The organism is Microbacterium sp. NPDC089188, assembly GCF_040685155.1.
Lineage (GTDB): Bacteria > Actinomycetota > Actinomycetes > Actinomycetales > Microbacteriaceae > Microbacterium > Microbacterium galbum.
Window position 1 is genome coordinate 995,549 of sequence record NZ_JBFBHH010000001.1, and the last position, 25,716, is coordinate 1,021,264.

Sequence of the window (25,716 nt, forward strand, 5' to 3'; positions counted from 1 at the left end):
GCGTCGCCGAGCGTCCCGTACGTGCCGATCAGGCCGTGCGGGACGCTTCGTCGTCCGCGGCCATGGCGTCCGTGTCCGCTCGCTCGCCCCGCGAGATGTCGTCGAGGAAGTCGGCGACGATGCGGCGCTCCGCGGGCCCGAGCTTCGCCGCGGCCGCGGTGGCCGACGCGCGCCGTACCGACAGGATGCGGCGGGCGGGGGAGGAATCGGCGATCGTCTCGCGCACGACGATGGACCGTCGGTCGCCGGGGTAGGGCTCGCGCTCGACCCACCCGGCTTCGGCCAGGCGGTCGATGAGCGCCGTGGTCGCCGCCGAGGAGATCCCCAGCATGGCGGCGAGCATCCGCGGCGTGACCGGCTCGTCGTCGGGCAGCCGCTGCAGCAGGAAGCGCAGCACCTTCGCGTCGTTCGGGCCGATCCCCAATGTGGACAGAGCCGCACGCTCGGAGGCGATGCCCGAGTCGGTGAGGTCGTTGAGGGCTTTCACCACGTCGTCCGTGCTCGCCGTGCCACTCATTTCGCCTCCCCTCAGTCTCGCTGCGCTAGTGTCTCCGATGTCGATCTACGCGTGTGTCGAGTAGATAGCTGATCTACTTACCATCGTACCTGTGCACCACGCGCATCGGCAGGGGGCTGGACGAGCTCCCCTGACGTAAGCTGCCCTGGTGGAAAACGGGTCCGAGTCGTCGCGTTACTGGTACGGCGCGAGCGAAGAAGATCGCCGCCGCCGCGCCGTCGACGTCCTGCAGGCCTTCCGCGTGTACCGTGCGGCCGAGGTCGCGATGCGGCGTCGCACGCGCGAATCGATGTCGATGGGCGAGAACGAGCTCCTCGTTCTGCGATACCTGCTCAAGGCGGCCGGGCAGGACCGCCAGGTCTCGCCCAGCGAGCTCACGCGCTACCTCGGCGTCTCCACGGCGTCGACCACCGCGATCGTCGACCGTCTCGAGAAGACCGGCCATGTCACGCGCGTGCCGCACCCCACCGACCGTCGCAGCATCTTCATCGTGGCCACCGCGGCGAGCGACGAGGAGGTGCGCGCCACCCTCGGGTCGATGCACTCCCGCATGATGGCGGCCGTCGTCGACATGACGCCCGAGGAGAGCTCGGCCGTCGTCGCGTGTCTCGGTCGTCTGCAGGATGCGGTCGATCAGGTCGACCCCCACCCCGTGACGGTGGACGCCGCGCAGTGAGCGGATGCCGGTCGCACGGGCGCTAAGAAGGTAGCCGACCTTCCTTCCTCCGCAGCATTAGGCGCCCCGGCGGAGCCGTGAAACCATGAAGTCATGGATGACAAGGCGGTGGATGTGACCGAGACCGCTCGTGCGTCCGATGCCCTGCCGTCGGTCGACGGCGTGCAGGTCGCCTCGTTCCGCGGCGTCCTCTCGCGTCTGCGCGAAGACTATCCCGGCGAAGATCCCGCCCGCATCGAGGCGATCGTCCTCCGCGAATGGGAGGCGTTCTCCGCTGGCCGGCCGCTGGTCGTGCCGACCGCCGTCGAAGAGGGAGCTCGCGAGATCCTGGGCCAGCCGCCGGCCTGAGCGGGACAGCAGGCGAGGGCGTACACGAGCGCCGCGTCCGGCTCAGGCTCCGGGTCGATCCGGTTCCGGGACGAGCAGCAGACCGCCGGAGGAGTTCGCGGACGTCGCGAGGGCCTCGATCCAGGCGCGACTGAGGAGGGCGGGCTCGGGCTCGTCGAACACGAACCGCAGCGGAATCGACGGGTGCAGCCAGACGGTGCTGCGCCCCACCTCCTGCCCGGGGCCGTGCGTCCACGACAGGGTGAAGCTCTCGCCACGACGCAGCTTGGTCGCGATGACCACCTTGACGTGCGCGAGGGCGCGGTCCTCGATCTCGATCGGCGTCGCAACGTCGCCGTAGTACAGCGTTCCCACACCCGAACGCTACTCGCCGAGAGACCGACGGCTCCCGGGGGTTGCCCCACGGGCGGTGCGCGTGGCACCCGACCGGCCGGATCGCGGTTCCCGGACGAAGCTGCGTTCCTCGACTAGGATTTTCCGCATGGGCCGATTCATCTACGACACCGTCGCGAACGCCGTCGACATCGATGACCGCACGCTGGCGCACCTTCGCATCGTGGTGATGAACAAGCTGCGCCGCTCCGAGTCGTTCATGTTCGATGTCGAGGTCGGCGACGGCAGCGGTCGCCGCAGCTTCTGGATGCACCCGTCGGTGCCGATCCAGTTCCACTTCTACGGCAGCCGTCAGCCGCGCATCAACCGCGTGTGGGTCGAAGACCTCATGCTCGCGGCATCCGGCCCCAACGGCCTGGCCATCACGCCGGAGCCGAGCGAGGACGCCCACGTCGAAGAGGGCTGACCTCTAGCGCTTCTCGGCGTCCTGCGCGGGAGCGACGTCCTCGGGGACGAGCATGATGCCGCCCGAGGAGTTCGCCGAGTCGGCGAGCCGCTCGATCCATTCCCTGCTGAGGGTCGTGGGTTCGGCATCGTCGAAGACGAACCGCAGGGGGATCGCCGGGTGCAGCCACAGCGTGCTGCGACCGCGCTCCTCGTCGTCGCGGTGCCGCCACGAGAGCGTGAAGCTCTCGCCGCGGCGGAGCTTCGTCGAGATCACGACTTTCAGGTGGGCCAGAGCGCGGTCCTCGATGTGCACCGTGGTGCCGCTTCCGCCGTAGTGGATGGTCCCCATGCCCTCACGATACGCCAGGGGCCGCGCGGATACGCCCGCCATCGACGGGTGTCAAGACCACCACTCGCGTCCCGAGGGCCTATCACAGTGGAGGCACTGCACGGAAGGAGGCGCCGTGACACATCCCCCCACCCCTCGGCATCCCGAACCGGCGGGCGACCCCGACGACCTGCCAGAGGTCTTCCGCGGACTGATCGGCATCGACGTCGTGGACGGTGAATTGGTTCCGCGCGCGACGGAGCCGCCGCGCGCAGCTCCGCCCGCATGATGCTCCCAGCGACCTCGTAGCCGCCGCGGCTACCGTCGGAGGCATGTCGGACCCGCTGGACGATCAGCAGATCACCGTTTCCGGGGCGGCGTTGCGGGCTCTTCGCGACGAGTTCCAGCGTTTCCTCATGGAGTACCGTTTCGGGCTCGCGGAGGTCGAGACCAAGATCTCGATCCTGCGCGAGGAGTTCCAGGAGATGCACGCCTACAACCCCATCGAGCACGTCTCGAGCCGGGTCAAGTCGCCGGACAGCCTGGTCGACAAGGTGCGGCGGAAGGGCATCGACGCCGACTTCGACTCCATCCGCTCCGCCATCACCGACATCGCCGGCATCCGGGTCACCTGCAGCTTCATCGACGACGCCTACCGGCTCTCCGATCTGCTCACCCGGCAGGACGACATCACCGTCCGCGACGTCAAGGACTACATCGCCGAGCCGAAGGCGAACGGGTACAAGAGCCTGCACGTCATCGTCGAGGTGCCGGTGTATCTCTCGACGGGGCGGGTCGACGTCCCGGTCGAGGTGCAGTTCCGCACCATCGCGATGGACTTCTGGGCGAGCCTCGAGCACAAGATCTACTACAAGTACGACCGGCTCGTGCCGGCGGACCTGCTGGCCGAGTTGAAGAACGCCGCCGACACGGCCGCCGAGCTCGACACCCGGATGGAACGTCTGCACCGTGAGATCCGCGGTCCGCGCCCGGGCGTCGTCTCGCTCTGATCCGCAGGTGGTCGACGCGGCCGAGGGCGACGACAATGAGGGGATGAGCGACGACGCCGCCCGCCTGGACGAAGCCGCCGCCGAGCTGCTCGCCCTGCCTCCCGCACGGTTCACCGCCGCCCGGAACGAACGCGCTGCCGCCGCGGGCGGTGCCCTCGGGCGCGGTATCGCGAAGCTGCGGAAGCCGACGGTGGCGGCGTGGGCCGTGAACCTCCTCGTCGTCGACGGGCAGCTGGGGGAGGCCGTGGAGCTGTCGCGCGCCCTGCACGAGGCCCAGGACGACCTGGACGCCGCGGAGCTGGCGCGTCTGGGGCGCCAGCGCCGCCAGCTCGTCGCCGCCCTGGCGCGCCGCGCGGCCGACCTGGCGGCCGAGGCGGGCACCCCGCTCAGTGCGGCCGTCACGGATGCGGTCGAGAAGACCGTCAACGCCGCGGTGGTCGATGCGACCGTGGCGGCGGTGGTGCTCACCGGCAGACTCGTCGCCGCGATCGACCTGGCCGATCTCGACGCCTCCGCCCTGGGCGCCGCTGTGGCGGGCTCGGTCCCCGCCGCGGCCCCTGCCCCCGCTCCGCCCGACGACCTGGCGGCGCGTCGCGCGCGCAAGGCCGCGGAGCGCGCGGTGCGCGAAGCGGAGCGCGCGCAGGCGGACGCCGAACGCGAGAAGGCCGCGGCCGACAAGCGTCTCGCCACGGCCCGTGAGCGTGCAGATCGACTGCGCGAGCGGGTCGACGGGCTCCGCGCCGACCTGCGCCGTGCCGAGGCCGAAGCGACGGAGGCCGAGGGGACGGTGGCCGAACACGAGAAGACGCAGCGCCACGCCGCGGTGGCCGCCCGCGACGCGGCGCGCGCACGCGAACGCGCGGAGGCCGCGCGAGACGCGGGAGCGGACGCATGACCGACGCCGCGACCCTGTTCGATGCCGCCCGGGCCCGTCTCGTCGACGCCCCGCGCGAGCGGATCGGCGAGCTGCAGGAGGGGCGGCGGCTGCTCGGCATCCGGCGTGCTCCCCGCATCGTGCCGCGTGGAACGGCGTGGCACCTCGGGGTGCTGCTCATGACCGATGACGAGGTGCTCGCGACCGGCGACATCGTCCGAGCCCGCGCCGAGGTGCGTCGTGGTTTCGCGGCGGAGTCGCAACGGCGCCGCGCCGAGCTCGCCGCCGCCGCCGCTCGCGGCGGTGTTCCCGAGGGCGAGACGGTGCACATCGGGTGGCATCCGGTGGATCCGTCCCGGCTCGAGGCGGCCTCGCGGCCGCTCGCGGTGCGAGAGGGAGAGACGCTCGTGCGGTGGAGCGTCGCGGGCGGCTGGATGCCGCTGGCGAGGTACCTCGACGAGCGCGTCGAGCTGCTGCGGCATCCGCCCGAGCGCGCGTGAGATCCCCCGTGCACAAAGACCCGCGCGCATAGTCGGGGGCGCCCCGGGTGTCAACAGCCGTGACCCCGCCCGTTCGCGGAAACGACGCTGGTCTATCGTGAGCGACGTGCAGCAGGTATGGCCAGGATCCAGTTATCCCCTCGGGGCCACTTACGACGGTAACGGGACGAATTTCGCCCTGTTCAGTGAGGGGGCAGAGAAGGTAGAGCTCTGCCTCTTCGATGAGGACGGAACGGAGACGTGCTTCGAGCTGATCGACGTCGACGCGTTCGTCTGGCACGCCTACCTCCCCAACATCCTCCCCGGGCAGCGGTACGGCTATCGCGTCCACGGCGAGTACGACCCGGCGAACGGCAAGCGCTTCAACCCCGCGAAGCTCCTGCTCGACCCGTACGCGAAGGCCGTCGAGGGACAGGTCGACTGGGGCCAGGCGGTCTTCAGCTACGAGTTCGGCGACCCCGACTCGTTCAACGACGAGGACTCCGCCCCGCACATGATGAAGGGCGTGGTCGTGAACCCGTTCTTCGACTGGTCGGGCGACCGCCAGCCGAAGATCCCCTACGCCGAGAGCTTCATCTACGAGGCGCACGTGAAGGGCCTCACCCAGCTGCACCCCGACGTCCCCGAGGAGCTGCGCGGCACCTACGCCGGCATCGCGCACCCGGCCGTCATCGACCATCTCAGGAAGCTCGGCGTGACGGCGATCGAGCTCATGCCGGTGCACCAGTTCGTCAACGACTCCACGCTCGAGGAGAAGGGGCTGTCGAACTACTGGGGCTACAACACCATCGCGTTCCTCGCCCCCCAGAACACCTACTCCTCCACCGGCGACCACGGTCAGCAGGTGCAGGAGTTCAAGGCCATGGTCAAGGCGCTGCACGCGGCCGGCATCGAGGTCATCCTCGACGTGGTCTACAACCACACGGCCGAGGGCAACCACATGGGCCCGACGCTGTCGATGCGCGGCATCGACAACGAGGCCTACTACCGCCTCGAAGACGACGACAAGCGCTACTACACCGACTACACCGGCACCGGCAACAGCATGAATGTGGGCAACCCCCACACGCTGCAGCTGATCATGGACTCGCTGCGCTACTGGGTGCTCGAGATGCACGTCGACGGCTTCCGCTTCGACCTCGCCTCCACCCTCGCGCGCGAGTTCTACGAGGTCGACCGCCTCGCGGCGTTCTTCGAGCTCGTGCAGCAGGATCCGATCGTCTCGCAGGTCAAGCTCATCGCCGAGCCGTGGGACGTCGGCCCCGGGGGCTACCAGGTCGGCAACTTCCCGCCCCAGTGGACCGAGTGGAACGGCAAGTACCGCGACACGGTGCGCGACTTCTGGCGCGGCGAGCCGCAGGCCCTGGGCGAGTTCGCCTCGCGCCTGACCGGTTCGGCCGACCTCTACGAGCACTCGGGCCGTTTCCCGGTGGCATCCATCAACTTCGTCACCGCTCACGACGGCTTCACGCTGCGCGACCTCGTGTCGTACAACGACAAGCACAACGACGCCAACGGCGAGGACAACAACGACGGCGAATCGCACAACCGCTCCAGCAACATGGGCGTCGAGGGTCCCACCGACGACCCCGAGGTGCTGAAGCGTCGGGCGCAGCAGCAGCGCAACTTCATCGCGACGCTTCTGCTCAGCCAGGGCGTGCCGATGCTGCTGCACGGCGATGAGCTCGGCCGCACGCAGGGCGGCAACAACAACGGCTACGCCCAGGACAACGAGATCACGTGGGTGGACTGGTCGAACATCGACGCCCCGCTCATCGAGTTCACGGCTGCCCTCGCCCGCCTGCGCAAGCAGCACCCCACCTTCCGCCGCAGCCGGTTCTTCGACGGCCGCCCCGTGAAGATGGAGGAGGGTGCGCCGGTTCCCGACGTGGTCTGGCTGCGCCCCGACGGCTCGCTCATGCAGCCGGAGGACTGGGACAACGGCTTCGGTCTCGCCGTGGGCGTCTTCCTCAACGGCCAGGGCATCCGCGAGCGCGACCGCCGCGGCGAGTCGATCAGCGACGACCACTTCCTCGTGCTGTTCAACGCCGGCGACGACAAGGTCGACTTCCAGCTCCCCGACTTCGACTACGCCCCGAAGTGGGACGCGTACGTCGACACCGCGGGGGAGCGGGCGAACACCGAGCCGCTCGAGCCCGGTGAGACGCTGCCGCTCGAGCCGAAGTCGCTGATCGTGCTGCGCGAGCACCACCTGCCCGAGCCCGAGGTCGACCACTCGGTCGCCGCCTCCCTCACGGCGCAGATCCCGGTGGTCGGCACCGACGACCTGCCCGGCCAGGCGCCCAAGCCGGAGCTGTGAGCGACATGCGGACTCCGCTCTCGACCTACCGCCTGCAGATCCGCGAATCGTTCACCCTCGACGACGCCGCCGAGGTCACGGGATACCTCCGTGACCTCGGGGTCTCGTGGGCGTACCTGTCGCCGATCCTCGAAGCCACCCCCGGCTCCGACCACGGCTACGACGTCGTCGACGTCTCGCGCGTCGACCCCGCGCGCGGGGGTGCGGAGGGTCTCGACCGCTTCGTGCGTTCTGCGCGCGCCGACGAGCTCGGCATCCTGATCGACATCGTGCCCAATCACATGGGCGTCTCGGAGCCGCGCAGCAACGCGTGGTGGTGGGACGTGCTGCGCCAGGGCCGCGCGTCGACGCACGCGGACGCGTTCGACATCGACTGGGACTTCGGCGGCGGCAAGGTGCGCGTGCCGGTGCTCGGCGATCACCTGGACGCGGTGGTCGACGAGATCTCGTACGACCCGGCGCCCGCCGACGATGCACCCGACGGTCTGATCCGCTACTACGACCACGCTTTCCCGGTAGCGCCGGGAACGGGGACGGATGCCGCGGCCTCGGGCTCGCGCGACGCGATCGAAGCCCTCCTCGACGCCCAGAACTTCGAGCTGCGGTTCTGGCAGGACGAGGCGGACGACCTCAACTATCGGCGCTTCTTCGCCGTCACGACCCTCGCGGGTGTGCGCGTCGAGGTGCCCGAGGTGTTCGACGCCACGCACGTCGAGATCCTCCGCTGGGTGCGCGAGGGGCTCGCCGACGGCCTGCGGGTCGACCACCCCGACGGTCTCGTCGACCCGGGCGGCTACCTCGACCGGCTCGCGGTCGCGCTCGAGGAGGCCGGTGACGGCGAGGTCGGCTACGTGCTGGGCGAGAAGATCCTCGAGCACGGCGAGGCGCTTCCCTCCTGGTGGAAGACCGCCGGCACGACCGGCTACGACGCCCTCGCCGAGATCGACCGCGTGCTCACCGACCCCGCGGGCGAGGCGGCGCTCGACGGCCTCGATGCGCGCCTGCGCGCCGACAGCGACCTCGCGCCGCTCACCGGCTGGCACGACCTGATCCACGACACCAAGCGCAAGATCGCCGATTCGATACAGGTCTCGGAGATCCGCCGGCTCGTGCGCGGCCTCCCGACGGCCCTCCGCGAGGAGTTCGAGGCCGACGTCCTCCAGGACGCCCTCGCCGAGATCCTCGCGTGCTTCCCCGTCTACCGCTCCTACCTCCCCGCCGGTCGTGCGCACCTCGACGCCGCCGCGGGCGAGGCCGAGGTGCGCCGGCCGGAGCTCGGCGACGTGATCGAGAAGCTCGTCCCGGTGCTCGCCGACACGAGCCTCGAGGTCGCGTGGCGGTTCCAGCAGACGACCGGGCCCGTCATGGCCAAGGGCGTCGAGGACACGGCGTTCTACCGCTACACGCGGCTGGGCTCGCTGACCGAGGTGGGCGGCGACCCCGGCGAGTTCTCGCTCGGCGTCGCGGGCTTCCACACCGCGCAGGCGCTGCGGCACGCGTCATGGCCCACCGCCATGACGACCCTGTCGACGCACGACACCAAGCGCGGCGAGGACACGCGCGCCCGCATCGCGGTGCTCGCGGAGATCCCGGAGCGCTGGGCCGAGGTGCTGGCGGATTTCCGGGGTATCGCCTCCACCGGGCACGGCCCCTTCGACGCGCTGCTGTGGCAGGCCATCATCGGTGCCTGGCCGGCCTCGGCATCCACTCCTGAGGGGCTGAAGATCTACCGCGAACGCCTGCACGCCTACGCCGAGAAGGCGGCACGCGAGGCGAGCGAGGTCACCGGATGGTGGGAGCAGGACGAGGCTTTCGAGGAGCGCATGCACGCGGTCGTCGACGCGGCCACCGGTCCCGCCGCCGAGCGCGTCCGCGCCTTCGTCGACGAGATCTCGCCCGCAGGCTGGTCGAACGGTCTTTCGGCGAAGCTGCTGCAGATCATGGGCCCCGGCGTCCCCGACGTCTACCAGGGCTCGGAGCTGTGGGAGCAGTCGCTCGTCGACCCCGATAACCGTCGTGCTGTCGACTTCGCCGAGCGGCGTCGGATGCTCGCCGAGATCGACGCCCCGGGGGCCCGCCCTCCGGTCGTGGATGCCACGGGGGCGGCGAAGCTGCTCGTCACCTCGCGCGCGCTGCGGCTGCGTCGGGAGCACCCGCTGGAGATCTACCGTCCGCTGGAGGCTGCCGGGGTGGCATCCGATCACGTCGTGGCGTTCGATCGCGGCGGCGTCTTCACCGTCGCGACGCGCCTGCCCCACGGGCTGCAGGCCGCGGGAGGGTGGCGCGAAACGGTCGTGCTGCTGCCGGACGTGCCGGTCGTCGACGTGCTGACCGGTCGCTCGTTCGCCGGTGGCCCGACCCCCCTCGCCGACCTGCTGGCGTTCCTCCCGGTCGCCCTGCTGATCTTCTGACCTGAACGCGTGAGGCGCCGAGATTCGTCGCCTCACGCGCTCCCGCAGCGACAATTTCTGGCACCTCACGCGTAAGGACATCTCATGAGCATCGACGTTTGGGCACCCAAGAGCACGCGGGTGCGGCTGCGCCGGCTGGACGACAGCGGCGACACCGTCGTGGAGGACATCGAGATGACGTCGGCATCGGACGGCTGGTGGACCGCGCCGATCGACCTCGCCGACGGTGAGCGCTACGGCTTCGTCCTCGGCGACGGCGACGACCTGCGTCCCGATCCGCGGTCGCGCCGCCAGCCCGGCGGCGTGCACGAGGCGTCGGCGTGGTTCGACCCCTCGGTGTACGCGTGGAACGACAGTGCCTGGACGGGCAAGCAGCTCGCGGGCGGGCTGATCTACGAGCTGCACCTCGGCACCTTCACGCCCGAGGGGACCCTGGATGCCGCGATCGGGCGCCTCGACCACCTCGTCGACCTCGGCGTCACCCACGTGGAGCTGCTGCCGGTGAACGGCTTCAACGGCACGTGGAACTGGGGCTACGACGGCGTGCTCTGGTACACGGTGCACGAGGCGTACGGCGGACCCGAGGCCTACCAGCGCTTCGTCGACGCGGCGCACGCCGCGGGCCTGGCCGTCATCCAGGACGTCGTCTACAACCACCTCGGACCCTCGGGCAACTACCTGCCGGAGTTCGGCGAGTACCTCCGCGAGGGCAGCCGCAACACGTGGGGCGACTCGGTCAACCTCGACGAGGATGCCGTGCGCGCCTACATCGTCGAGAACGCCCTGATGTGGATGAGCGACTACCACGTCGACGGGCTTCGCCTGGATGCCGTGCACGCGCTGCTCGACCACCGCGACCCGCACGTGCTGCAGGAGATCGCGGAGCGCACCGACGCCCTGTCGGCGCACCGCGGCATCCCGCTCACGACCATCGCCGAGAGCGACATGAACGACCCGAAGCTCATCCTGCCTCGCGAGGCGGGCGGGTACGGGCTCACCGCGCAGTGGTCGGACGACTGGCACCACACCGCGCACGTCGCCCTCACCGGCGAGACGATCGGCTACTACGAGGACTTCGCCGATCGGGATGCGTTCCGCAAGGTGAGCGAGGGCGGCTTCTTCCACGACGGCACGTACTCGTCGTTCCGCGAGGAGAAGCACGGCAAACCGATCCCGGAGGACGTGCCGAACTGGCGCCTGGTGACCTTCGCCCAGGACCACGACCAGATCGGCAACCGCGCGGCGGGCGATCGCCTCTCGCAGTCCCTCGACTACGACCATCTCGCCGCGGCAGCCGTGCTGACGCTCACCGCTCCCGGGACGCCGATGCTCTTCATGGGCGAGGAGTGGGGCGCCACCACGCCCTGGCAGTTCTTCACCTCGCACCCTGAGCCCGAGCTCGGGAAGGCCACCGCCGAGGGGCGCATCGCCGAGTTCGCGAAGATGGGCTGGGACGAGTCCACCGTCCCCGACCCGCAGGACCCGTCGACCTTCGAGAACTCGAAGCTCGACTGGGACGAGGTCGGCGAGGGCGACCATGCGCAGCTGCTCGGTCTCTACCGGGAGCTGGCGAAGCTCCGGCGCGAGCGCCCCGAGCTGACCGACCCGTCTCGCGACGGGTTGTCGGCGGCGGCCCGCGAGGCCGAGGGTGGACGCGTGTACGAGCTGCGTCGCCGTGACCTCGTGGTCGTGGTCAACCTCTCGGATGCCGAAGCCTCGGCATCCGTCGCCTCCGGTGCGCGCGTGCTGCTCGCCACCGCGGAGGGCGTGGTGCTCGACGGCACTGCGCTGATCGTGCCGGCGGGGGCGAGTGCGATCGTGGGGCCGGTGCTCTGACGTCTCGCTGACGGCCCCGTCCCGCGCCGGACGGGGCCGTCAGCGTGTCTGCGGGATGCGCCCCATCTCGGCCTGGATCGCCACGGCTGCAGCTCCCCGTGCCCACGCCGAGAAGCCGGCACGGTCGACGTGCACCCGCACCGGTGTCGAGCCGCTGGGACGGACGCGCGCGAGGGCCTCGTCGACGCGGTCCCGCGCGAGGTCGACGATCGCGGTCGCCTCGCCGGCGAGCACGATGTCGGCCTGCAGCGACAGGTTCGCGGCCAGAGCGCACAGGATGCCGAGGGCCTCGCCGGCGTCGTCGATCGCGGCCCGGGCCGTCGGTTCCCCGTCGCGGGCGAGCGAGAACACGTCGTCCGCGCCCACCGTGCGTCCGAGGTCCCGCGACACCCGCGCGGTCAGCGCGCCGGTGGTCAGCAGGGCGTCGGCGCAGCCGCGATGTCCCTGCGGGCAGGTGGGGCCGTCGGCGAGGAGGGGGAGGTGTCCGACCGTGCCGTGGGCCGCGTCGGGGGAGCGGACGGTGCGCCCCTCCACGACGAGGCCGAGACCGACACCGGCGCCGATCGTCACGACGGCGAATCCGGGGATGCCCCGTCCGACGCCGAACCAGCGCTCGGCGTCGGTGAGGGCCACCACGTCGTTCTCGAGCGCGACCGGGATTCCGAGCCGCTCGGCGAGCATCTCGGCGAACGGCACGTTCCGCCACTCGAGGAACGGGGCGTCCAGGGCGACACCGCCCTGCACGTGCCCCCCGAGTGCGACGCCGACGCCGCGTACCCCGCTCACGGCCTCCACGAGGCCCGCGATCGTCGTGGCGACCGCGTCGGGGGAGGTGTCGGCGAGGGCGCTCTCGTGCGCGGCGATCACCTGGGCGCGCATGTCGGTGGTGACCAGGTACAGACGCTCACCGGTCAGCTTCACTCCCACGAAGGTCCCGGCGGTGGGGGAGAGGTCGAGAGGACGCGATGGGCGGCCGACCGATCCCGGACCGCCGCCGTCGTCGTCGCGCTCGACGAGCAGCCCCGCGTCGAGCAGCGGACGCGTGAGACGGGTCAGGCTCGCCGGTGACAGGTGCAGGCGCGTCGCGAGAGCGCTGCGAGAGAGCGGCCCGTGGATGAGCACCTCGCGCGCGACGGCGGCTTCGCTGTCGGTGAGCATGGCGGCCTCCTCGTCGATCGAGCGCGAATAACTTCCGTGATAAAAATAATGCCATGTCGCATCCCGTCACCGCCGCCGAGACCGCCGTTCATCTCCGCAACGGCGGGACGAGCGTCGTCGTCGACCTCACCGCGCACCCGGCGCCCGCGATCATCCACTGGGGCGCCGACCTCGGCGAGCTCGGCGCGGAGGCCCTGTCGTCGCTGGTCGTCGCCGCGCAGCCGCAGCGCGTCTCGGGCGGCATCGACCAGACGCCCCGCCTCGCGATCGTGCCGACCGCGGCGGCCGGGTGGCCCGGCGCCCCCGGGTTCGTGGGAGGGCGCGGCGGCGTGGTGCAGGGAACGGTCTTCTCCCTGGCATCCGTCGATCCGACCGTCGACGCCGTGACGCTGCATCTCGTCGACGCGCAGCGCTCCCTGCACCTTCGCGCGGAGCTGCGGGTGGACGCCGCGGGAATGTTCACGCAGCGGCTCACGCTGGTCAACGACGGCGCCGACGACCTCGTCGTGCAGGCGCTGCAGCCGACCTTCCCGGTGCCGTGGGAGGCGACCGAGATCCTCGACACGACCGGGCGTCATCTGCGCGAGCGCTCGGCGCAGCGTCACGCCTTCACCTTCGGCACGCACCTGCGCGAGAGTCGTCGGGGCCGACCGGGTGCGGACGCCACGCTGCTCCTGGCCGTCGGACGGCCGGGCTTCGGGTTCGAGAGCGGGCTCGTGCACGGCATCCACGTGGGGTGGAGCGGCGATCAGCGCGTGTTCGCCGAGCGGCTGCCGCTCGGCGAGGCGCTGCTCGCGGGAGGCGAACTGCTCGCGTGGGGCGAGATCGTCGTCGCCCCCGGCGCCGAGGTGTCGTCGCCGATCGTGTACGGCTCGTGGGGCGAGGGGCTCGATCAGCTCGCGTCGCGCTTCCACGCCACGTGGCGCGCGCGTCCGCAGCACCCGCGACGCCCGCGCCCGATCACCCTGAACACCTGGGAGGCGGTGTACTTCGACCATCGTCTGCCGAAGCTGCTCGAGCTCGCCGACGTCGCCGCCGAGATCGGCGTGGAGCGCTACGTGCTCGACGACGGGTGGTTCCGCCACCGCCGCGACGACACCGCGGGCCTGGGCGACTGGTTCGTCGACGAAGGCGTGTGGCCCGACGGTCTGAGCCCGCTGGCCGATCACGTGATCGACCGGGGCATGGAATTCGGTCTGTGGTTCGAACCCGAGATGGTCAACCCCGACAGCGACGTCGCCCGCGCGCACCCCGAATGGATCCTGCGCGGGCGCGACGAGCTGCCGCCCTCCGCCCGCCAGCAGCAGGTGCTGAACCTCGCCCGCCCCGACGCCTACGCCTACCTGCTCGAGCGCATGACGGCGGTCCTGCGGGCCTACCCGATCGCGTACGTGAAGTGGGATCACAACCGCGACCTCGTGGATGCCGCGACCGGGCCCGGCGGAGGCTCGGCCGTGCACGCCCACACGCTCGCCGTGTACCGCCTCATCGACGAGCTCAAGGCCGCGTTCCCCGGACTCGAGATCGAGAGCTGCGCCTCGGGGGGAGCGCGGGTGGATCTCGGCATCCTGGACCGCACCGACCGCATCTGGACGAGCGACTGCCTCGATCCGGTCGAGCGGCTCGAGACGCAGCGTCACACCGCGCTCGTCGTTCCGCCCGAGATGATGGGCATGCACCTGACCACCCCGCACGTGCATTCGACGGGGCGCACCGTGTCGCTCGCGTTCAGTGGCGCCGTGGCCCTGTTCGGCCATTTCGGCATCGAATGGGATCTCACGGCCCTCTCCGGCGACGACCGGGCGCTCGTGGCCGAGTGGGTGGCGCTCGCCCGTCGGGTGCGGCCGCTCGTGGCGACCGGGCGCCTGGTGAACGTCGACACGACCGACCCCGGGCTCGACGTCCGAGGCGTGGTGTCTCCCGAGCGCGACCACGCCTTCTTCACGATCGTGCAGACCGAGACGCTCATCGCCTCCCCGGCGGGCCGCGTGCGTCTGCCCGGGCTCGACCCCGACCGCCCGTACCGGGTGCGGCTCGTCACTCCGGGTGGGCTCGTGCAGGAGCCGGCGCAGTCTCCGCTGCCCTGGGCGCACCACGACACCGTGCTCACCGGGCGGCAGCTGGCCGTCGCGGGCCTGCGGCCTCCCGTCCAGAACCCCCAGCAGGCGGTGGTCGTCGAGCTCTCCGCGTGATCGGGTCGCGATCGTGATGGCTGCGGCTCAGGCGGAGATCGCGAACAGCCCGCCGACGCCCACGGCGTAGAGCACGAGCACGACGAACGAGTCGACGCCCATTCCGATGATCCGTCGCTGCGGACGGAAGATCAGGCCGACGACGTACACGAGCGTCAGGAGAGCCGCGAGCGCGGTCAGGTAGATGTCGGCGCCGTTCGCGCGCGGGAGCACCGCCGATCCCGAGATCACCGTGGCCAGCAGGAACAGCACGGGCAGGAAGGCGTTGCCGCCGAAGATGTCGCTGATGGCGAGGTTGTCGTCGCCCTGACGGATGGCCTGCAGGCCGGTCGAGATCTCGGGCAGGGATGTCGCCAGGGCCAGCACCGTCGCACCGAACAGTACGCCCGACAGACCGATCTGGGAGGAGGCCGCGTCACCGGCGCGTTCCAGGACGACACCGGCGACGAGCGTGGCGAGCGCGGAGACCGAGAAGACCGTCGCGGCCTTCTTGGTGCTCATCTTCTTCTTCGCGGGCGCGGGCTTCGGGCTCGCGTCGGGGGCGCGGCCGTCCTCGTGCCAGGGCAGGTGCTTTCCGGCCCGCTGCACGAGCACCAGCCCGATGATCCACAGCGCGGCGATGAGGACCACGTCGGGCGTCAGTCGCAGCACCTCCAGGCTGTCGGGCAACTGGCTGCCGGCGATGACGACCGCCAGGACCGCCACCACGACCAGCCCTTCCAACACCAGGGTGAGCGAGGCTGCACGGTAGGTGAGCGGCTTGACGCCGCGACCGCGTTTGCCGAAGGCGTCGAGGATGACGAGCACGACGGTCTGCAGGGCGATCCCGCCGAGGATGTTGCCGACGGCGACCTCGAGGTTGCCCGACATCGCGGCCGACACGGTGATGGCGATCTCGGGCAGGTTGGTCGCCACCGCGAGCACGATGAGCCCGCCCAGGGCGCTGCCCAGATGCAGCCGCGCGTCCAGAACGTCGGTCGCCTTCGAGAGCTGGATGCCGGCGACCCACACCACCGCGGCGGCGGCGACGAAGATGACGACGAGAAGGGCGAAGGGCAACGAGTCCACGCACCGATCAGACCACCGGTCGCCGTGGCATCCGATGCTCTTGCGCGGCGGATGCCGAGGGGTTAGGTGTCGTGGCTCCGTCGGGGCCCCGTTCGCCCAGGCCGTCGACGCGGCAGCGGATCGGGCGCCCCGCACGCCCTCGCGCGCTCGTGCCCGGTCAGTCGACGTTCGGGCGGATCAGGCGCAGTGTGCTCACGATCGCGGGGGGCACCAGCACGACGACGGCCACGATGATCGCGGTCACCCCGATCGGTGCGCTCTGGGGCTGTCCGCCGAAGCGCTCCACGGCCAGCCAGCTGAGGCCCCAGGCGAGGGCGAGCGCCGGAGCGACGCGCCACGAGCTGCGCCAGGCGATCGCGAGTCCGATGAGCGCCACGACGATCAGCACGGCGATGCCGATGGCATCCGCCCCCTCTTCCCACGACGGCGGGACGACGGTGGTGAGCCACGCGGCGGTGTTGGCCACGGTCGCGAGGGTCACCCACCCGAGGTGCACGCCCGTGACGCCGTCGATGAGCACGGAGTCGACCACGCCGCCGCGCGGCTCGCGGGTGGCGACGGCGACGCGGAAGGTCCAGCCCAGAGCGGCGAGGAGCAGGACGATCACGACGACGGTGAGGAACAGCGTTCCGAAGCGGGCGGCGACCAGCCAGAGTCCGTTCAGCGTCATGGTGAGCGCGATGAGCCAGCCCAGGGCGCGCTGGCGCGGGTTCGTGCGCTGGCGGGGGAGAGCCTGCCAGATCGCGTAGACGATGAGACCGAGGTAGATGATCGACCAGATCGAGAAGGCGGGTCCCGCCGGCGCGAGGTACGACCCGTCGGTGTCGAGGGCGCCGCCCTGCTGGTCTTCGACGGCGGAATTGCCGAAGGCACCCGCCCCGATGACGGCCGCGATGAGCATGAACGACACCGCGGAGAGGACGACGATCTGGCGCGCGAGGTCTGCGCCCCGCCACTGAGCTGTTGCGTTCATACCAAGAACACTAGAAAAGCTAGGTAAATCCGTGCCTCGGGCTTGACTTTCCCGACCCCGACGTCACGTCGCCGGGCCGTCGTCCCTGCACATCGGCGGCATCCGCCGATGGCGCGCCGGCGTGCGGGCCGAGCCGCGCAGCGTGTCGCCGCGTCGGCCCGCCGTCGCGCGCTCCGCCGTCGCGCGGCCCATCGCTGAGCGGCCCGTCGCTGCGCGGCCCGTCGCTGCGCGGCGGAACGGCGCCGGCTAGGCGGCGACGGCGCGAGCGGCGAACGAGCGCAGAAGCCGGGTGGGCTGCTCGACCGACGCGGTGCGCACGTGCGCCGACACCTCGTCGAACGCGTCGGCGTCGAAGTACCCGGCATCCCGGTACACGACCATGCGCTCCACGAACGCCTCGGTCGTCGGTTCGGGGTGGAACTGCGTCGCCCACAGCGCGCGCCCCGCCCGGTAGGCCTGCACCGGACAGGCCGCGTTCTCGGCCAGCAGCGTCGCCCCCGGCGGCACGCTCGCGGTGCCCTCCTTGTGCGCGGTCAGGGCCTCGAAACGCGGTTCCAGGATGCCGAACAGCTCGTCGGCGCGGCCCGCGTCGGTGAGCGAGATGTCGGCGGGGCCCGTGCCCTCGGGATGGCCGAGGGTCACTTCGCCGCCGAGGAAGCGCGTGACGACGCCGATCCCGAAGCACGTGAACAGCGCGCTCGTCCGGCCCTCGATCGCGGCGGCGGCCAATCGCTCGAGATCACTCTCGAGGCGGCGCTGCACGTCGGTCTTGTCGGGGTCGGTGACGTTGAACGGGCTGCCTCCCACGACGACCGCGGCGAACCGGTCGAGGTCGGCCGGGAGCGGCTCGCGCACGAGGTCATGGTGCACGAGCTCGTCGTCGCGCACCCCCAGCCCGTCGCGGAACGACGCCCACTCCGCCACCGCCGCGACCCGCTGAGGGCGCGCGCAGACGTACAGGAGGGGGGCGGTCACTCAGGGATTCTATGCGGGCCGCGCCGACACGACGCAGGTCTGGACATGCGCCGAAATCATTCCCGGGGAAACGGACCCGCGCATTCCCGAGCGAGGGAACGACATTCGGGTCTCGCATCGCGCGGCACCCGCATTCACGCGCAGGAATCGGGGTTCCCGCACGCCGACGGGAACGGACGGATGCGGTGCGCCGTGCACCCGGCGTCCCTCAGCGGGAGGAACGAGCGGTGCGACCGCGCACGATCCCGACGAAGGTCTCGACGTCGTCGGTGGTGTTCTCGCGCAGCCACGCCAGGGCGACCGTGGAGCGCGGGCCATCGGCGAGGACGCGGTAGTCGACGTCGCGGCGCTGATGAGCACGGGCGAGCGACATCGGAACGATCACGACGCCGACGCCCGCGGCCACCGTCGCGATGGCCTCGGCGGTGTCGGCCGGGGGCGCGAACGCCGGGGCCACGGCATCCGGAACCTCGGTGTGCAGCACGTCGTCGGCGGGGACGATCACGATCTCGCCGGCCAGGTCGGCGAGGGTGAGCTCATCGGCTGCGAGGAGGTGCGACTCGGTGGCCGTCACCACCACGGGGAGTTCTTCGTACAGCTCGATGACGTGGACGTCGTCGGATGCCGCGAGGGGAAGCCGCACCAGGGCGGCGTCGACGTCGCCGAGGGCGTCGCGCTGCGTCGCGACGGCGATCTCGCGCAGTTCGAGGGCGACGTGCGGAAGGCGCTCGCGCCAGACGCCGATCCATTTGCCGGGCGTCGCCCCCGGGACGGCGCCGAGGCGGAATTCGCGCGGCTCGGGGGGAGGCGTCGGCTCGGCGCGGCGCGGGGTCTTCGGCGCGGGGCGCGGCCGTCCCTTCGACGCCGCACGAGCGGGCCCCCCTCGTCGCGATGCGCCGCCGCGACCGCGGGAGCCCGAACCGTTCACCATGGTCCCAGGCTAGCCGCGCCGCTAACGTGGGGGGATGACCGGCGTCCTGGCACTCGCCTTCGCGGGGCTCGCGGCCCTGCTGCACGTCTACATCTTCGTGCTCGAGAGCGTGCGGTGGACGCGGCCCCAGACGTGGAAGGTGTTAGGCATCGCCGATCAGCGCGCCGCTGAGATCACGAAGCCGATGGCCTACAACCAGGGGTTCTACAATCTGTTCCTCGCGATCGGCGCCGCCGTGGGCGTGGTGCTGTGGATCGTGAACGGCACGGGCGACGTCGCGGGGCGGACGCTGCTGATCTTCTCGCTCGGTTCGATGCTCGCGGCCGCGCTCGTGCTCGTCACCTCGGGGCGGAAGTACCTTCGCCCCGCCGCCATCCAGGGGACGCTCCCGCTCCTGGGACTCGTGCTGACGATCCTCGCCTGACCGGCCGGCCACCACACGCCCCCGGCGGCGCGCCGGCATCCCGCCCGGGGAAAACGAAGACCCGCACGCTCCGTGGAGTCGTGCGGGTCGATGAACGCCCCCTCGGCGGGGTCAGGCCGCGAGGCGCAGGCCCCGGCGATCGGTCGCGACGGCTTCGCCGTCGTTGATGATCTCGTCGTCGCCGATGAGCGACCCCACCGCGATCCGCGCGTTGTGGCCGACCTGGGTGCGGACGCCGATGTGCGCTCCGGCGCCGATGACCGCTCCCGCACAGATGTGCGCGTGCGGTTCGATGCGGGCCTCCGGACCGATGACGGCGTCGGATTCGATCCATGCGCCGCGACCCACTCGAACACCGGCCGCGATCTGAACGCCGGGTTCGACGTAAGCGCCGTTCTCCACGAGCGCCGACGGGTGGACCTTCGCGCCGTGCGCGACGAGTCCTCGACCATTGACGTGCTTGCGATAACGCAGCGTCTCGCCGTGGTCGTTCTCGATGTCGATGTAGTTCTTTCCCACGATCCCCTCCGGTCGGCCTTCGGGTATGCCGACATGTCTGACAACGGGTGGGGAATGCTCTTCATTCCCTCGAATGGTTCTTCGTCGCCCCTCCCGCTATCGGTTTCCTCGATATCGAGAGATCGTCTGCGGGCCGTCGTCCGGCGTTGTGTTGTCCCCTTGTTCTCGCATGTCGAACCGACAGCTGCGGCCGGGTTGACAGCGGCCTGCGGGAGCGTCGGTTTTCGAGCGGATGCCGTGGCGCGGGCGCATGCTGCGGACCCGCCCGGTGCGAGGCGGATCCGCGGGCAGACGGGCGCGCGACACGGGCGGGAGATCCGGACTCGCGTGGTGCGAGGCGGGCCCGCGGTGCGTCGCCGCACGTGAGGCGGACTCCCGTGGTGCGGGGCGGGCCGCGGTCAGCCGGGTTGGCAGGTGGGGCACCAGAACACGTTGCGCTCGCTGGTGTCCGTCGCCCCCAGGGTCGTGGTGCGGATCGGGGTCCCGCAGCGCCGGCAGGGCGCGCCCTCTCGCCCGTAGACCCAGAAGCGGCGACCGGGCCTGCTGTCGCCGGTGAACGTGCGCTCCGGGCGCGGCAGATTCGCTCGGATCATGCGCTCGCCGAGGGCGATCGTGGCGCGGGCGTCGATCTGCGTCGCGGGGGTCGTGGGGGCGATTCCCCGCACGAAGAGGAGCTCGTTGGCGTAGACGTTGCCGAAGCCCGCCACGTTGCGCTGATCGAGCAGGGCGACATGGGCGGCCCTGTCGTCGACCGCGACCCGTCGCACCGCCTCCGCCTCGTCCCAGTCGTCCGCGAGCAGGTCGGGGCCCAGGTGCCCGATCACGGTGTGCTCGTCGGCGGTGCGCAGCACCTCGACCATGGCGAGGTCGAAGCCGACGGCATCCACGCCCTCGACCCCGACGATCGCGCGGGCCTTGAACGCGGGGCGTCGCCATCGCTCGCCGGGACGGTAGAGGTCCCAGCGGCCCTCCATCTTGAGGTGCGAGTGCAGGGTGTACCCGCCGATGCGGTGGAGCAGATGCTTGCCTCGGGCCGCGACCTCGTGAACGGTCTCGCCGCGCAGGTCGGCGGTGGCGCTGCCGGGCACGCGGATGTCGAAGCGCGTGACGACCTTGCCCGCCAGAGCGGCGTTGAGCTTCGCGGCGGCGCGGTAGACGGTATCGCCCTCAGGCACGGGCGGCCTCTCGCAGGGTGTCGCCCGCGGTGAGCTTGCGCAGCGTCAGGCCCTTCGGCGACTCCACGAACCCCGCCTCGCGGAGGGCGCGCCCGACGGCCGTGCCGTAGACGAACTCGCCGTTCACCTGTTCCACCGTCAGCGTGTCGAGCCGCCTCTTCCGTGCCGTCTCCGCGAGATGGCGGGCAGCGGCCTGCAGCGACGCCTCGTCATCGGTGAAGGCCAGGGCGCTGCGCCCCCCGCGCTCGAGGTACAGCGTCAGCTCGCCGTCGACGAGCACGACCAGCCCTCCGGCCTTGCGTCCGGGCCGGTGCGTGACCCCTTCGATCGCGGGCCAGCCGAGCGCGGCGCCGTAGGGGTTGGCGGGGTCGGTCGCCGCGAGCGTGACGGTCCGCAGCGGTGGGGGATCGGCGACCGCGGCGAACTCGCGCAGGCGATCGACGGTCGCGGATGCCGCGAATTGCGCGGCGCCCAGCTTTTCGATGACGTAGCCGCGTCGGCAGTGCCCGGCCTCCTCGAACCCGGCGAGGATGCGGTAGACCTGTGCGAACCCGCCCGGCACCCCCTCCGACTGGACGGCGCCGCGGGTGACGACGCCGTATCGGTCGAGAAGGAGGCTCGCGGTCGCGGTCGCGCGCGCCGCGGCATCCGGTTCGCGCTCGGGCAGGAGCGACCAGCGTCCGCCGAGCGAGGGCGGACGCGGAGCCGAGGTCGCGCGGGGCATGGCCGCGCCGCGGTACATCCGGGCTCGCGGAGCCCGCCGTGCGACGCGGTGCGACTGCCCTCCGCCACTGAGCAGGGTGCGCACGGGAGCGAAGGTGTCGTTCGTCACGCGCCCCGCCCAGGTGAGCGCCCACAGGGCGTCGTTGACGGACTGCTCGTTCTCGGCGCCTGCCAGCTGCTTCAGCTGCGCCGCGAAGTACGCTCCGCCCCCGGTGAGCGCCGCGAGCAGCCGCGCCTCGAGCGAGTCGGGGGCGGGGTCGTCGGCGTCATCCGGATCTTGCAGGGTGAAGGGCGCAGCCTCCGCCGGATGCAGGGCGATCCACCCGTCGCGGCCCGGCAGGGTGCCGTGGCCCGACCAGACGACCTCTCCCGTGGCGGTCAGCTCGTCGAGCAGGGCGGGGGTGTAGTCGGCGACGCGCGAGGGGAGCACGAGCGACTCCCACGCGCTCGCGGGGATGGGAACCCCCGCCAGCTGCTCGACGACGGCCAAGACGCCGTCGATGCCCTCGAGCGGTCGACCGAGGTGCTGCCACACGGGCAGGAACCGCGCATAGGCGGCGGGCGGCACGGGCTCGACGCTGCCCCGGATCGCGGCGAGGGAGCGCATGCGCAGCCGCCGCAGCACCTCGACGTCGCACCACTCGGTGTCGTCGCCGCGCGACCCGCCGCCGGTCCCTGAGCCCGTCGAAGGGTCCGGGAGGAAGAACCCGCTCGACAGGCGCCCCTGCGATTCGAGGCGCTGCAGAGTGAGACGAGCGACCGCGACCCCCACTCCGAGGCGCTCGGCCACGGCATCCGTCGTGAACGGGGCGCGCGTGCGGGCGTAGCGGGCCACGAGGTCGCCGAGCGGATCGGCGAGCGGTTCGAGGAAGGCGTTCGGGATGCCGACGGGCAGCGCCGCGCCCAGCGCGTCGCGCAGACGGCCGGCGTCTTCGATGCCCGCCACGCGCGCGACACCGGCGATCGTCACGCGGATGGCGCGACGATCGTCGACGAGCGTCGCGAGGTGCTGTTCCGCCTCGGCGACGGCGTCCCCCTCACTGTCGAGACGGGCCGCCACCTCGGCCGCCTCGAGGGGGCCCAGGATGCGCAGCAGGTCGGCGACCCCCTCCACTCCCCGAGCGCGACGGTCGGGGTCGAGGCGTTGCGCTTCGCGCTCGAACTGCGCGATCACCTCGCGGTCGAGCAGCTCGCGCATCTCGACCTTGCCCAGCAGCTCGCTCAGCAGGGCCGGATCGACCGAGAGTGCGGCGGCTCGACGCTCGGCCAGGGGGGAGTCGCCCTCGTACATGAAGGCGCCCACGTAGCCGAACAGCAGATCGCGGGCGTACGGCGAGGGCTGCGAGGTCGTGATCTCGACGAGGCGGATCCTCCGCTCGCCGATCTGGCGGGTGAGGCGCAACAGGGCGGGCAGGTCGTAGACGTCTTGGAGGACTTCGCGCAGCGTCTCGAGGATGATCGGGAAGCTGGGATGCCGCTTCGCCACCTCGAGCAGCTGAGCGGAGCGCTGCCGCTGCTGCCAGAGGGGGGAGCGGCGATTGGGGTTGAGTCGGGGGAGCAGCAGGGCACGAGCGGCGCATTCGCGGAACCGCGAGGCGAACAGCGCCGAGCCGCCGACCTCGTCGGTCACGATCTGCTCGAGCTCGTCGGGCTCGAAGACGAAGAGGTCGGCGCCGGGCGGTTCGGCCGCGGCATCCGGAACGCGCGCGATGATGCCGTCGTCGCTCGCCACAGCGGCGCCCTCGACGCCGAGCCGTTCGCGGATACGCGCGTTGACGGCCAGGGCCCAGGGCGAATGCACCTGCATGCCGTACGGGGAATGGAGGATGATGCGCCAGTCGCCGACCTCGTCGCGGCTGCGCTCGACCGTGAGCGTCTTGTCGGTGGGAAGGCTCCCCGTGGCCTCGCGCTGCTCGGCCAGGTAGGCGAGGAGGTTGGTGATGGCGTTGTCGTCGAGTCCGGATTCGCGCAGCCGCTCCTCGGCCTTGGCGCGGTCGACTCCGGCGATGTCTCGCGAGAACTTCCCCAGCGCCTCGCCGAGTTCGGCGGGGCGCCCGATGCCGTCACCGTGCCAGAACGGGAGCTTTCCGGGTTGTCCGAACGCCGGGACGACGTTCACGCGGTCGTGGGTGATCTCCACGATGCGCCAACTGGTCGTGCCGAGGGTGAACACGTCGTTGACCCGCGACTCGTAGACCATCTCTTCGTCGAGCTCGCCCACGCGGGCGTTCTGCGATTCTCCGGCGACGAAGACGCCGAACAGGCCACGGTCGGGGATGGTGCCACCGCTGGTCACGGCGACACGCTGGGCGCCCGGGCGCCCCGTCAGCGTTCCGGCATCGCGGTCCCACACCAACCGGGGACGCAGCTCGGCGAACTCGTCGGAGGGGTAGCGGCCGGCGAGGAGGTCGAGCGTCGCCTCGTAGGCCGACCGGGGGAGGGACCGGAACGGTGCGCTGCGCTTGACCGTGTCGAACCATTCCTCGACGTCGATCGATCCCAGGGCCGAGGCGGCGACGGTCTGCTGCGCGAGGATGTCGAGCGGGTTCTGGGGCACGGAGATGGCCTCGATGCGCCCGCCCAGCATGCGTTCCGTGACCACGGCCGTGTGCAGCACGTCGCTGCGGTGCTTCGGGAAGAGGGCGGCGCGGCTCACCTCGCCGACCTGGTGGCCCGCGCGCCCGACGCGCTGGAGCCCGGATGCCGCGCTCGGCGGCGACTCGACCTGGATGACGAGGTCGACCGAGCCCATGTCGATCCCGAGCTCGAGACTGCTCGTGGCCACCACGCAGCGCAATGCGCCCGACTTGAGCTCGTCTTCGACCTGGGCCCGCTGTTCCTTCGAGACCGAACCGTGGTGAGCCTTCGCGAGGATCGCGGACACCCCGGCGGACGAACCCGCCTGCGCCATCTGGACCGCCGGCACGGTCGGCTCGGGCACGTCGATGCCCTGGCGCTCGGCGTAGATCTCGTTCAGTCGTCCGGTCAGCCTCTCGGCGAGCCGACGGGAGTTCGCGAACACGATGGTCGATCGCCGCTCCAGGATGCGATCGACGATGGCCTCCTCGACGTGGGGCCAGACCGACCCCGCCATCTCGGTGCTCTCGGGGCGCTCGGAGAACCACTCGCCCTCGCCGGCGTCGTCGGGCGCAGGGGATCCCGGCGGCGGAGGCGGGTTCAGCATGTCGTCGACGGGCACGACGACCGAGAGGTCGAAGGCCTTCGTGGCCTTCGGCGCCACGATGTCGACGGGCTGCGCTCCGCCGAGGAACCGCGCCACCTCGTCGATCGGCCGCACCGTGGCCGACAGACCGATGCGCTGGGCGGGCGCATCGAGGAGGGCGTCGAGACGCTCGAGGCTCACCGCGAGATGCGCACCACGCTTGGTGGCGGCGACCGCGTGCACCTCGTCGATGATGACCGTGTGCACGCCGCGCAGGGTCTCGGCCGCCTGGCTCGTGAGCATCAGGTAGAGCGACTCGGGGGTGGTGATGAGGATGTCGGGCGGATCGGTGACGAGCTTCCGGCGGTCGCTCGAGCTGGTGTCGCCCGATCGCACGCCCACGCTCACGGCCGGGACGTCGATGCCGAGCCGTCGTGCCGACTGGCCGATGCCGACCAGGGGAGAGCGGAGGTTGCGCTCCACGTCGACGCCCAGCGCCTTCAGGGGAGAGATGTACAGGACGCGGGTGTTCGTCGCCGGGGTCTTGGCGGCGGTCTTCCTGCCCCGGCGCGCGGGCGCGGCATCCGCAGCCTCGGGGGCCTTCTCACGGAAGATCCGGTCGATCGCGAAAAGGAAGGCCGAGAGGGTCTTGCCCGAACCGGTCGGGGCGACGACGAGCGCATTGCGACCGGACGACACGGATTCCCACGCGCCCTTCTGCGCGTTGGTGGGCGCGGAGAAGGCGCCCCGGAACCAGTCCTGCGTCGCAGGACCGAATTTCTCGAGCACGTCGGCCATGCCGACATCCTCTCCCG

23 protein-coding genes are annotated in these 25,716 nt (G+C 71.3%); 12 read left to right on the forward strand and 11 right to left on the reverse strand.

Annotated features, from left to right (window positions below):
- Window positions 1–28: 28 nt before the first annotated feature.
- Complete coding sequence (locus AB0N80_RS04560; protein ID WP_363577806.1) at window positions 29–517, reverse strand: MarR family transcriptional regulator; 489 nt, start codon at window positions 515–517, stop codon at window positions 29–31.
- A gap of 148 nt (window positions 518–665) precedes the next feature.
- Here AB0N80_RS04560 and AB0N80_RS04565 point away from each other — a divergent pair, with 148 nt between their 5' ends.
- Together AB0N80_RS04565 and AB0N80_RS04570 are read left to right on the forward strand one after the other, a co-directional pair.
- Window positions 666–1,193, forward strand: coding sequence for a MarR family transcriptional regulator (locus AB0N80_RS04565; protein WP_315993709.1), 528 nt, complete (start codon window positions 666–668; stop codon window positions 1,191–1,193).
- A 93-nt stretch (window positions 1,194–1,286) separates the two neighbouring features.
- Window positions 1,287–1,541 carry a hypothetical protein gene (locus tag AB0N80_RS04570; RefSeq protein WP_363577808.1) on the forward strand — a complete coding sequence of 85 codons (255 nt, stop codon included), beginning with the start codon at window positions 1,287–1,289 and terminating at the stop codon, window positions 1,539–1,541.
- Window positions 1,542–1,583: 42 nt separating this feature from the next.
- Here AB0N80_RS04570 and AB0N80_RS04575 read toward each other — a convergent pair whose 3' ends face one another.
- Window positions 1,584–1,895, reverse strand: coding sequence for a hypothetical protein (locus AB0N80_RS04575; protein WP_363387277.1), 312 nt, complete (start codon window positions 1,893–1,895; stop codon window positions 1,584–1,586).
- Between the two features lie 127 nt (window positions 1,896–2,022).
- Between AB0N80_RS04575 and AB0N80_RS04580 the strand changes: the two genes are divergently transcribed.
- The gene (locus AB0N80_RS04580) at window positions 2,023–2,340 is read left to right on the forward strand and encodes a hypothetical protein (RefSeq protein WP_055959437.1); all 318 of its coding nucleotides are present in this window, start codon (window positions 2,023–2,025) and stop codon (window positions 2,338–2,340) included.
- A gap of 3 nt (window positions 2,341–2,343) precedes the next feature.
- On the opposite strand, the gene AB0N80_RS04585 is transcribed toward AB0N80_RS04580, so the two are convergent.
- Entirely contained in the window at window positions 2,344–2,670 is a 327-nt protein-coding gene (locus AB0N80_RS04585) for a hypothetical protein (protein ID WP_315993706.1), read from the reverse strand.
- A 115-nt stretch (window positions 2,671–2,785) separates the two neighbouring features.
- On the opposite strand from AB0N80_RS04585, the gene AB0N80_RS04590 reads away from it, so the two are divergent.
- The 7 genes from AB0N80_RS04590 (at window position 2,786) to treZ (ending at window position 11,600) form a co-directional block, all read left to right on the forward strand.
- A complete protein-coding gene (locus tag AB0N80_RS04590; protein WP_315993705.1) occupies window positions 2,786–2,938 on the forward strand; it encodes a hypothetical protein in 153 nt (50 codons plus the stop codon).
- 43 nt (window positions 2,939–2,981) lie between these two features.
- Window positions 2,982–3,659 carry a GTP pyrophosphokinase family protein gene (locus tag AB0N80_RS04595; RefSeq protein ID WP_315993704.1) on the forward strand — a complete coding sequence of 226 codons (678 nt, stop codon included), beginning with the start codon at window positions 2,982–2,984 and terminating at the stop codon, window positions 3,657–3,659.
- A 43-nt stretch (window positions 3,660–3,702) separates the two neighbouring features.
- Complete coding sequence (locus AB0N80_RS04600; RefSeq protein ID WP_363577811.1) at window positions 3,703–4,554, forward strand: transposase; 852 nt, start codon at window positions 3,703–3,705, stop codon at window positions 4,552–4,554.
- Entirely contained in the window at window positions 4,551–5,033 is a 483-nt protein-coding gene (locus AB0N80_RS04605) for a glutaminase (RefSeq protein ID WP_363577813.1), read from the forward strand. The genes AB0N80_RS04600 and AB0N80_RS04605 overlap by 4 nt, the downstream gene beginning before the upstream one ends.
- A 97-nt stretch (window positions 5,034–5,130) precedes the next feature.
- Window positions 5,131–7,353 carry a glycogen debranching protein GlgX gene (glgX, locus tag AB0N80_RS04610; protein WP_363577815.1) on the forward strand — a complete coding sequence of 741 codons (2,223 nt, stop codon included), beginning with the start codon at window positions 5,131–5,133 and terminating at the stop codon, window positions 7,351–7,353.
- A gap of 5 nt (window positions 7,354–7,358) precedes the next feature.
- Window positions 7,359–9,764, forward strand: coding sequence for a malto-oligosyltrehalose synthase (treY, locus tag AB0N80_RS04615; RefSeq protein ID WP_363577817.1), 2,406 nt, complete (start codon window positions 7,359–7,361; stop codon window positions 9,762–9,764).
- A gap of 84 nt (window positions 9,765–9,848) precedes the next feature.
- Window positions 9,849–11,600 (forward strand): malto-oligosyltrehalose trehalohydrolase, encoded by a 1,752-nt coding sequence (gene treZ, locus AB0N80_RS04620; RefSeq protein WP_363577819.1) that lies wholly within the window; start codon window positions 9,849–9,851, stop codon window positions 11,598–11,600.
- Window positions 11,601–11,639: 39 nt separating this feature from the next.
- Here the strand turns inward: treZ and AB0N80_RS04625 are convergent, their stop codons facing one another.
- Window positions 11,640–12,758, reverse strand: coding sequence for an ROK family transcriptional regulator (locus AB0N80_RS04625; RefSeq protein WP_363577821.1), 1,119 nt, complete (start codon window positions 12,756–12,758; stop codon window positions 11,640–11,642).
- Between the two features lie 53 nt (window positions 12,759–12,811).
- Here AB0N80_RS04625 and AB0N80_RS04630 point away from each other — a divergent pair, with 53 nt between their 5' ends.
- The gene (locus AB0N80_RS04630) at window positions 12,812–14,950 is read left to right on the forward strand and encodes an alpha-galactosidase (RefSeq protein ID WP_363577823.1); all 2,139 of its coding nucleotides are present in this window, start codon (window positions 12,812–12,814) and stop codon (window positions 14,948–14,950) included.
- Between the two features lie 27 nt (window positions 14,951–14,977).
- Here the strand turns inward: AB0N80_RS04630 and AB0N80_RS04635 are convergent, their stop codons facing one another.
- The 4 genes from AB0N80_RS04635 to AB0N80_RS04650 form a co-directional block, all read right to left on the reverse strand.
- Entirely contained in the window at window positions 14,978–16,018 is a 1,041-nt protein-coding gene (locus AB0N80_RS04635) for a sodium:calcium antiporter (RefSeq protein ID WP_363387253.1), read from the reverse strand.
- Window positions 16,019–16,175: 157 nt separating this feature from the next.
- A complete protein-coding gene (locus tag AB0N80_RS04640) occupies window positions 16,176–16,991 on the reverse strand; it encodes a tryptophan-rich sensory protein (RefSeq protein WP_363577825.1) in 816 nt (271 codons plus the stop codon).
- A gap of 246 nt (window positions 16,992–17,237) precedes the next feature.
- Window positions 17,238–17,966 (reverse strand): GMP synthase, encoded by a 729-nt coding sequence (locus AB0N80_RS04645; protein ID WP_363577827.1) that lies wholly within the window; start codon window positions 17,964–17,966, stop codon window positions 17,238–17,240.
- A gap of 208 nt (window positions 17,967–18,174) precedes the next feature.
- Window positions 18,175–18,897 carry a LysR substrate-binding domain-containing protein gene (locus AB0N80_RS04650; RefSeq protein ID WP_363577829.1) on the reverse strand — a complete coding sequence of 241 codons (723 nt, stop codon included), beginning with the start codon at window positions 18,895–18,897 and terminating at the stop codon, window positions 18,175–18,177.
- 34 nt (window positions 18,898–18,931) lie between these two features.
- Between AB0N80_RS04650 and AB0N80_RS04655 the strand changes: the two genes are divergently transcribed.
- Entirely contained in the window at window positions 18,932–19,321 is a 390-nt protein-coding gene (locus AB0N80_RS04655; RefSeq protein WP_363577831.1) for a DUF1304 domain-containing protein, read from the forward strand.
- A gap of 111 nt (window positions 19,322–19,432) precedes the next feature.
- Here the strand turns inward: AB0N80_RS04655 and AB0N80_RS04660 are convergent, their stop codons facing one another.
- The 3 genes from AB0N80_RS04660 to AB0N80_RS04670 all read right to left on the reverse strand — a co-directional run bounded on the left by AB0N80_RS04660 (window position 19,433) and on the right by AB0N80_RS04670 (window position 25,699).
- A complete protein-coding gene (locus AB0N80_RS04660) occupies window positions 19,433–19,840 on the reverse strand; it encodes a transferase (protein WP_076673580.1) in 408 nt (135 codons plus the stop codon).
- A 398-nt stretch (window positions 19,841–20,238) separates the two neighbouring features.
- Complete coding sequence (locus tag AB0N80_RS04665; protein ID WP_363577833.1) at window positions 20,239–21,015, reverse strand: DNA-formamidopyrimidine glycosylase family protein; 777 nt, start codon at window positions 21,013–21,015, stop codon at window positions 20,239–20,241.
- On the reverse strand, window positions 21,008–25,699 hold the full coding sequence (locus AB0N80_RS04670; protein WP_363577835.1) for an ATP-dependent helicase: 4,692 nt from the start codon (window positions 25,697–25,699) through the stop codon (window positions 21,008–21,010). Before AB0N80_RS04670 ends, AB0N80_RS04665 begins: the two co-directional genes overlap by 8 nt.
- Window positions 25,700–25,716: the final 17 nt, after the last annotated feature.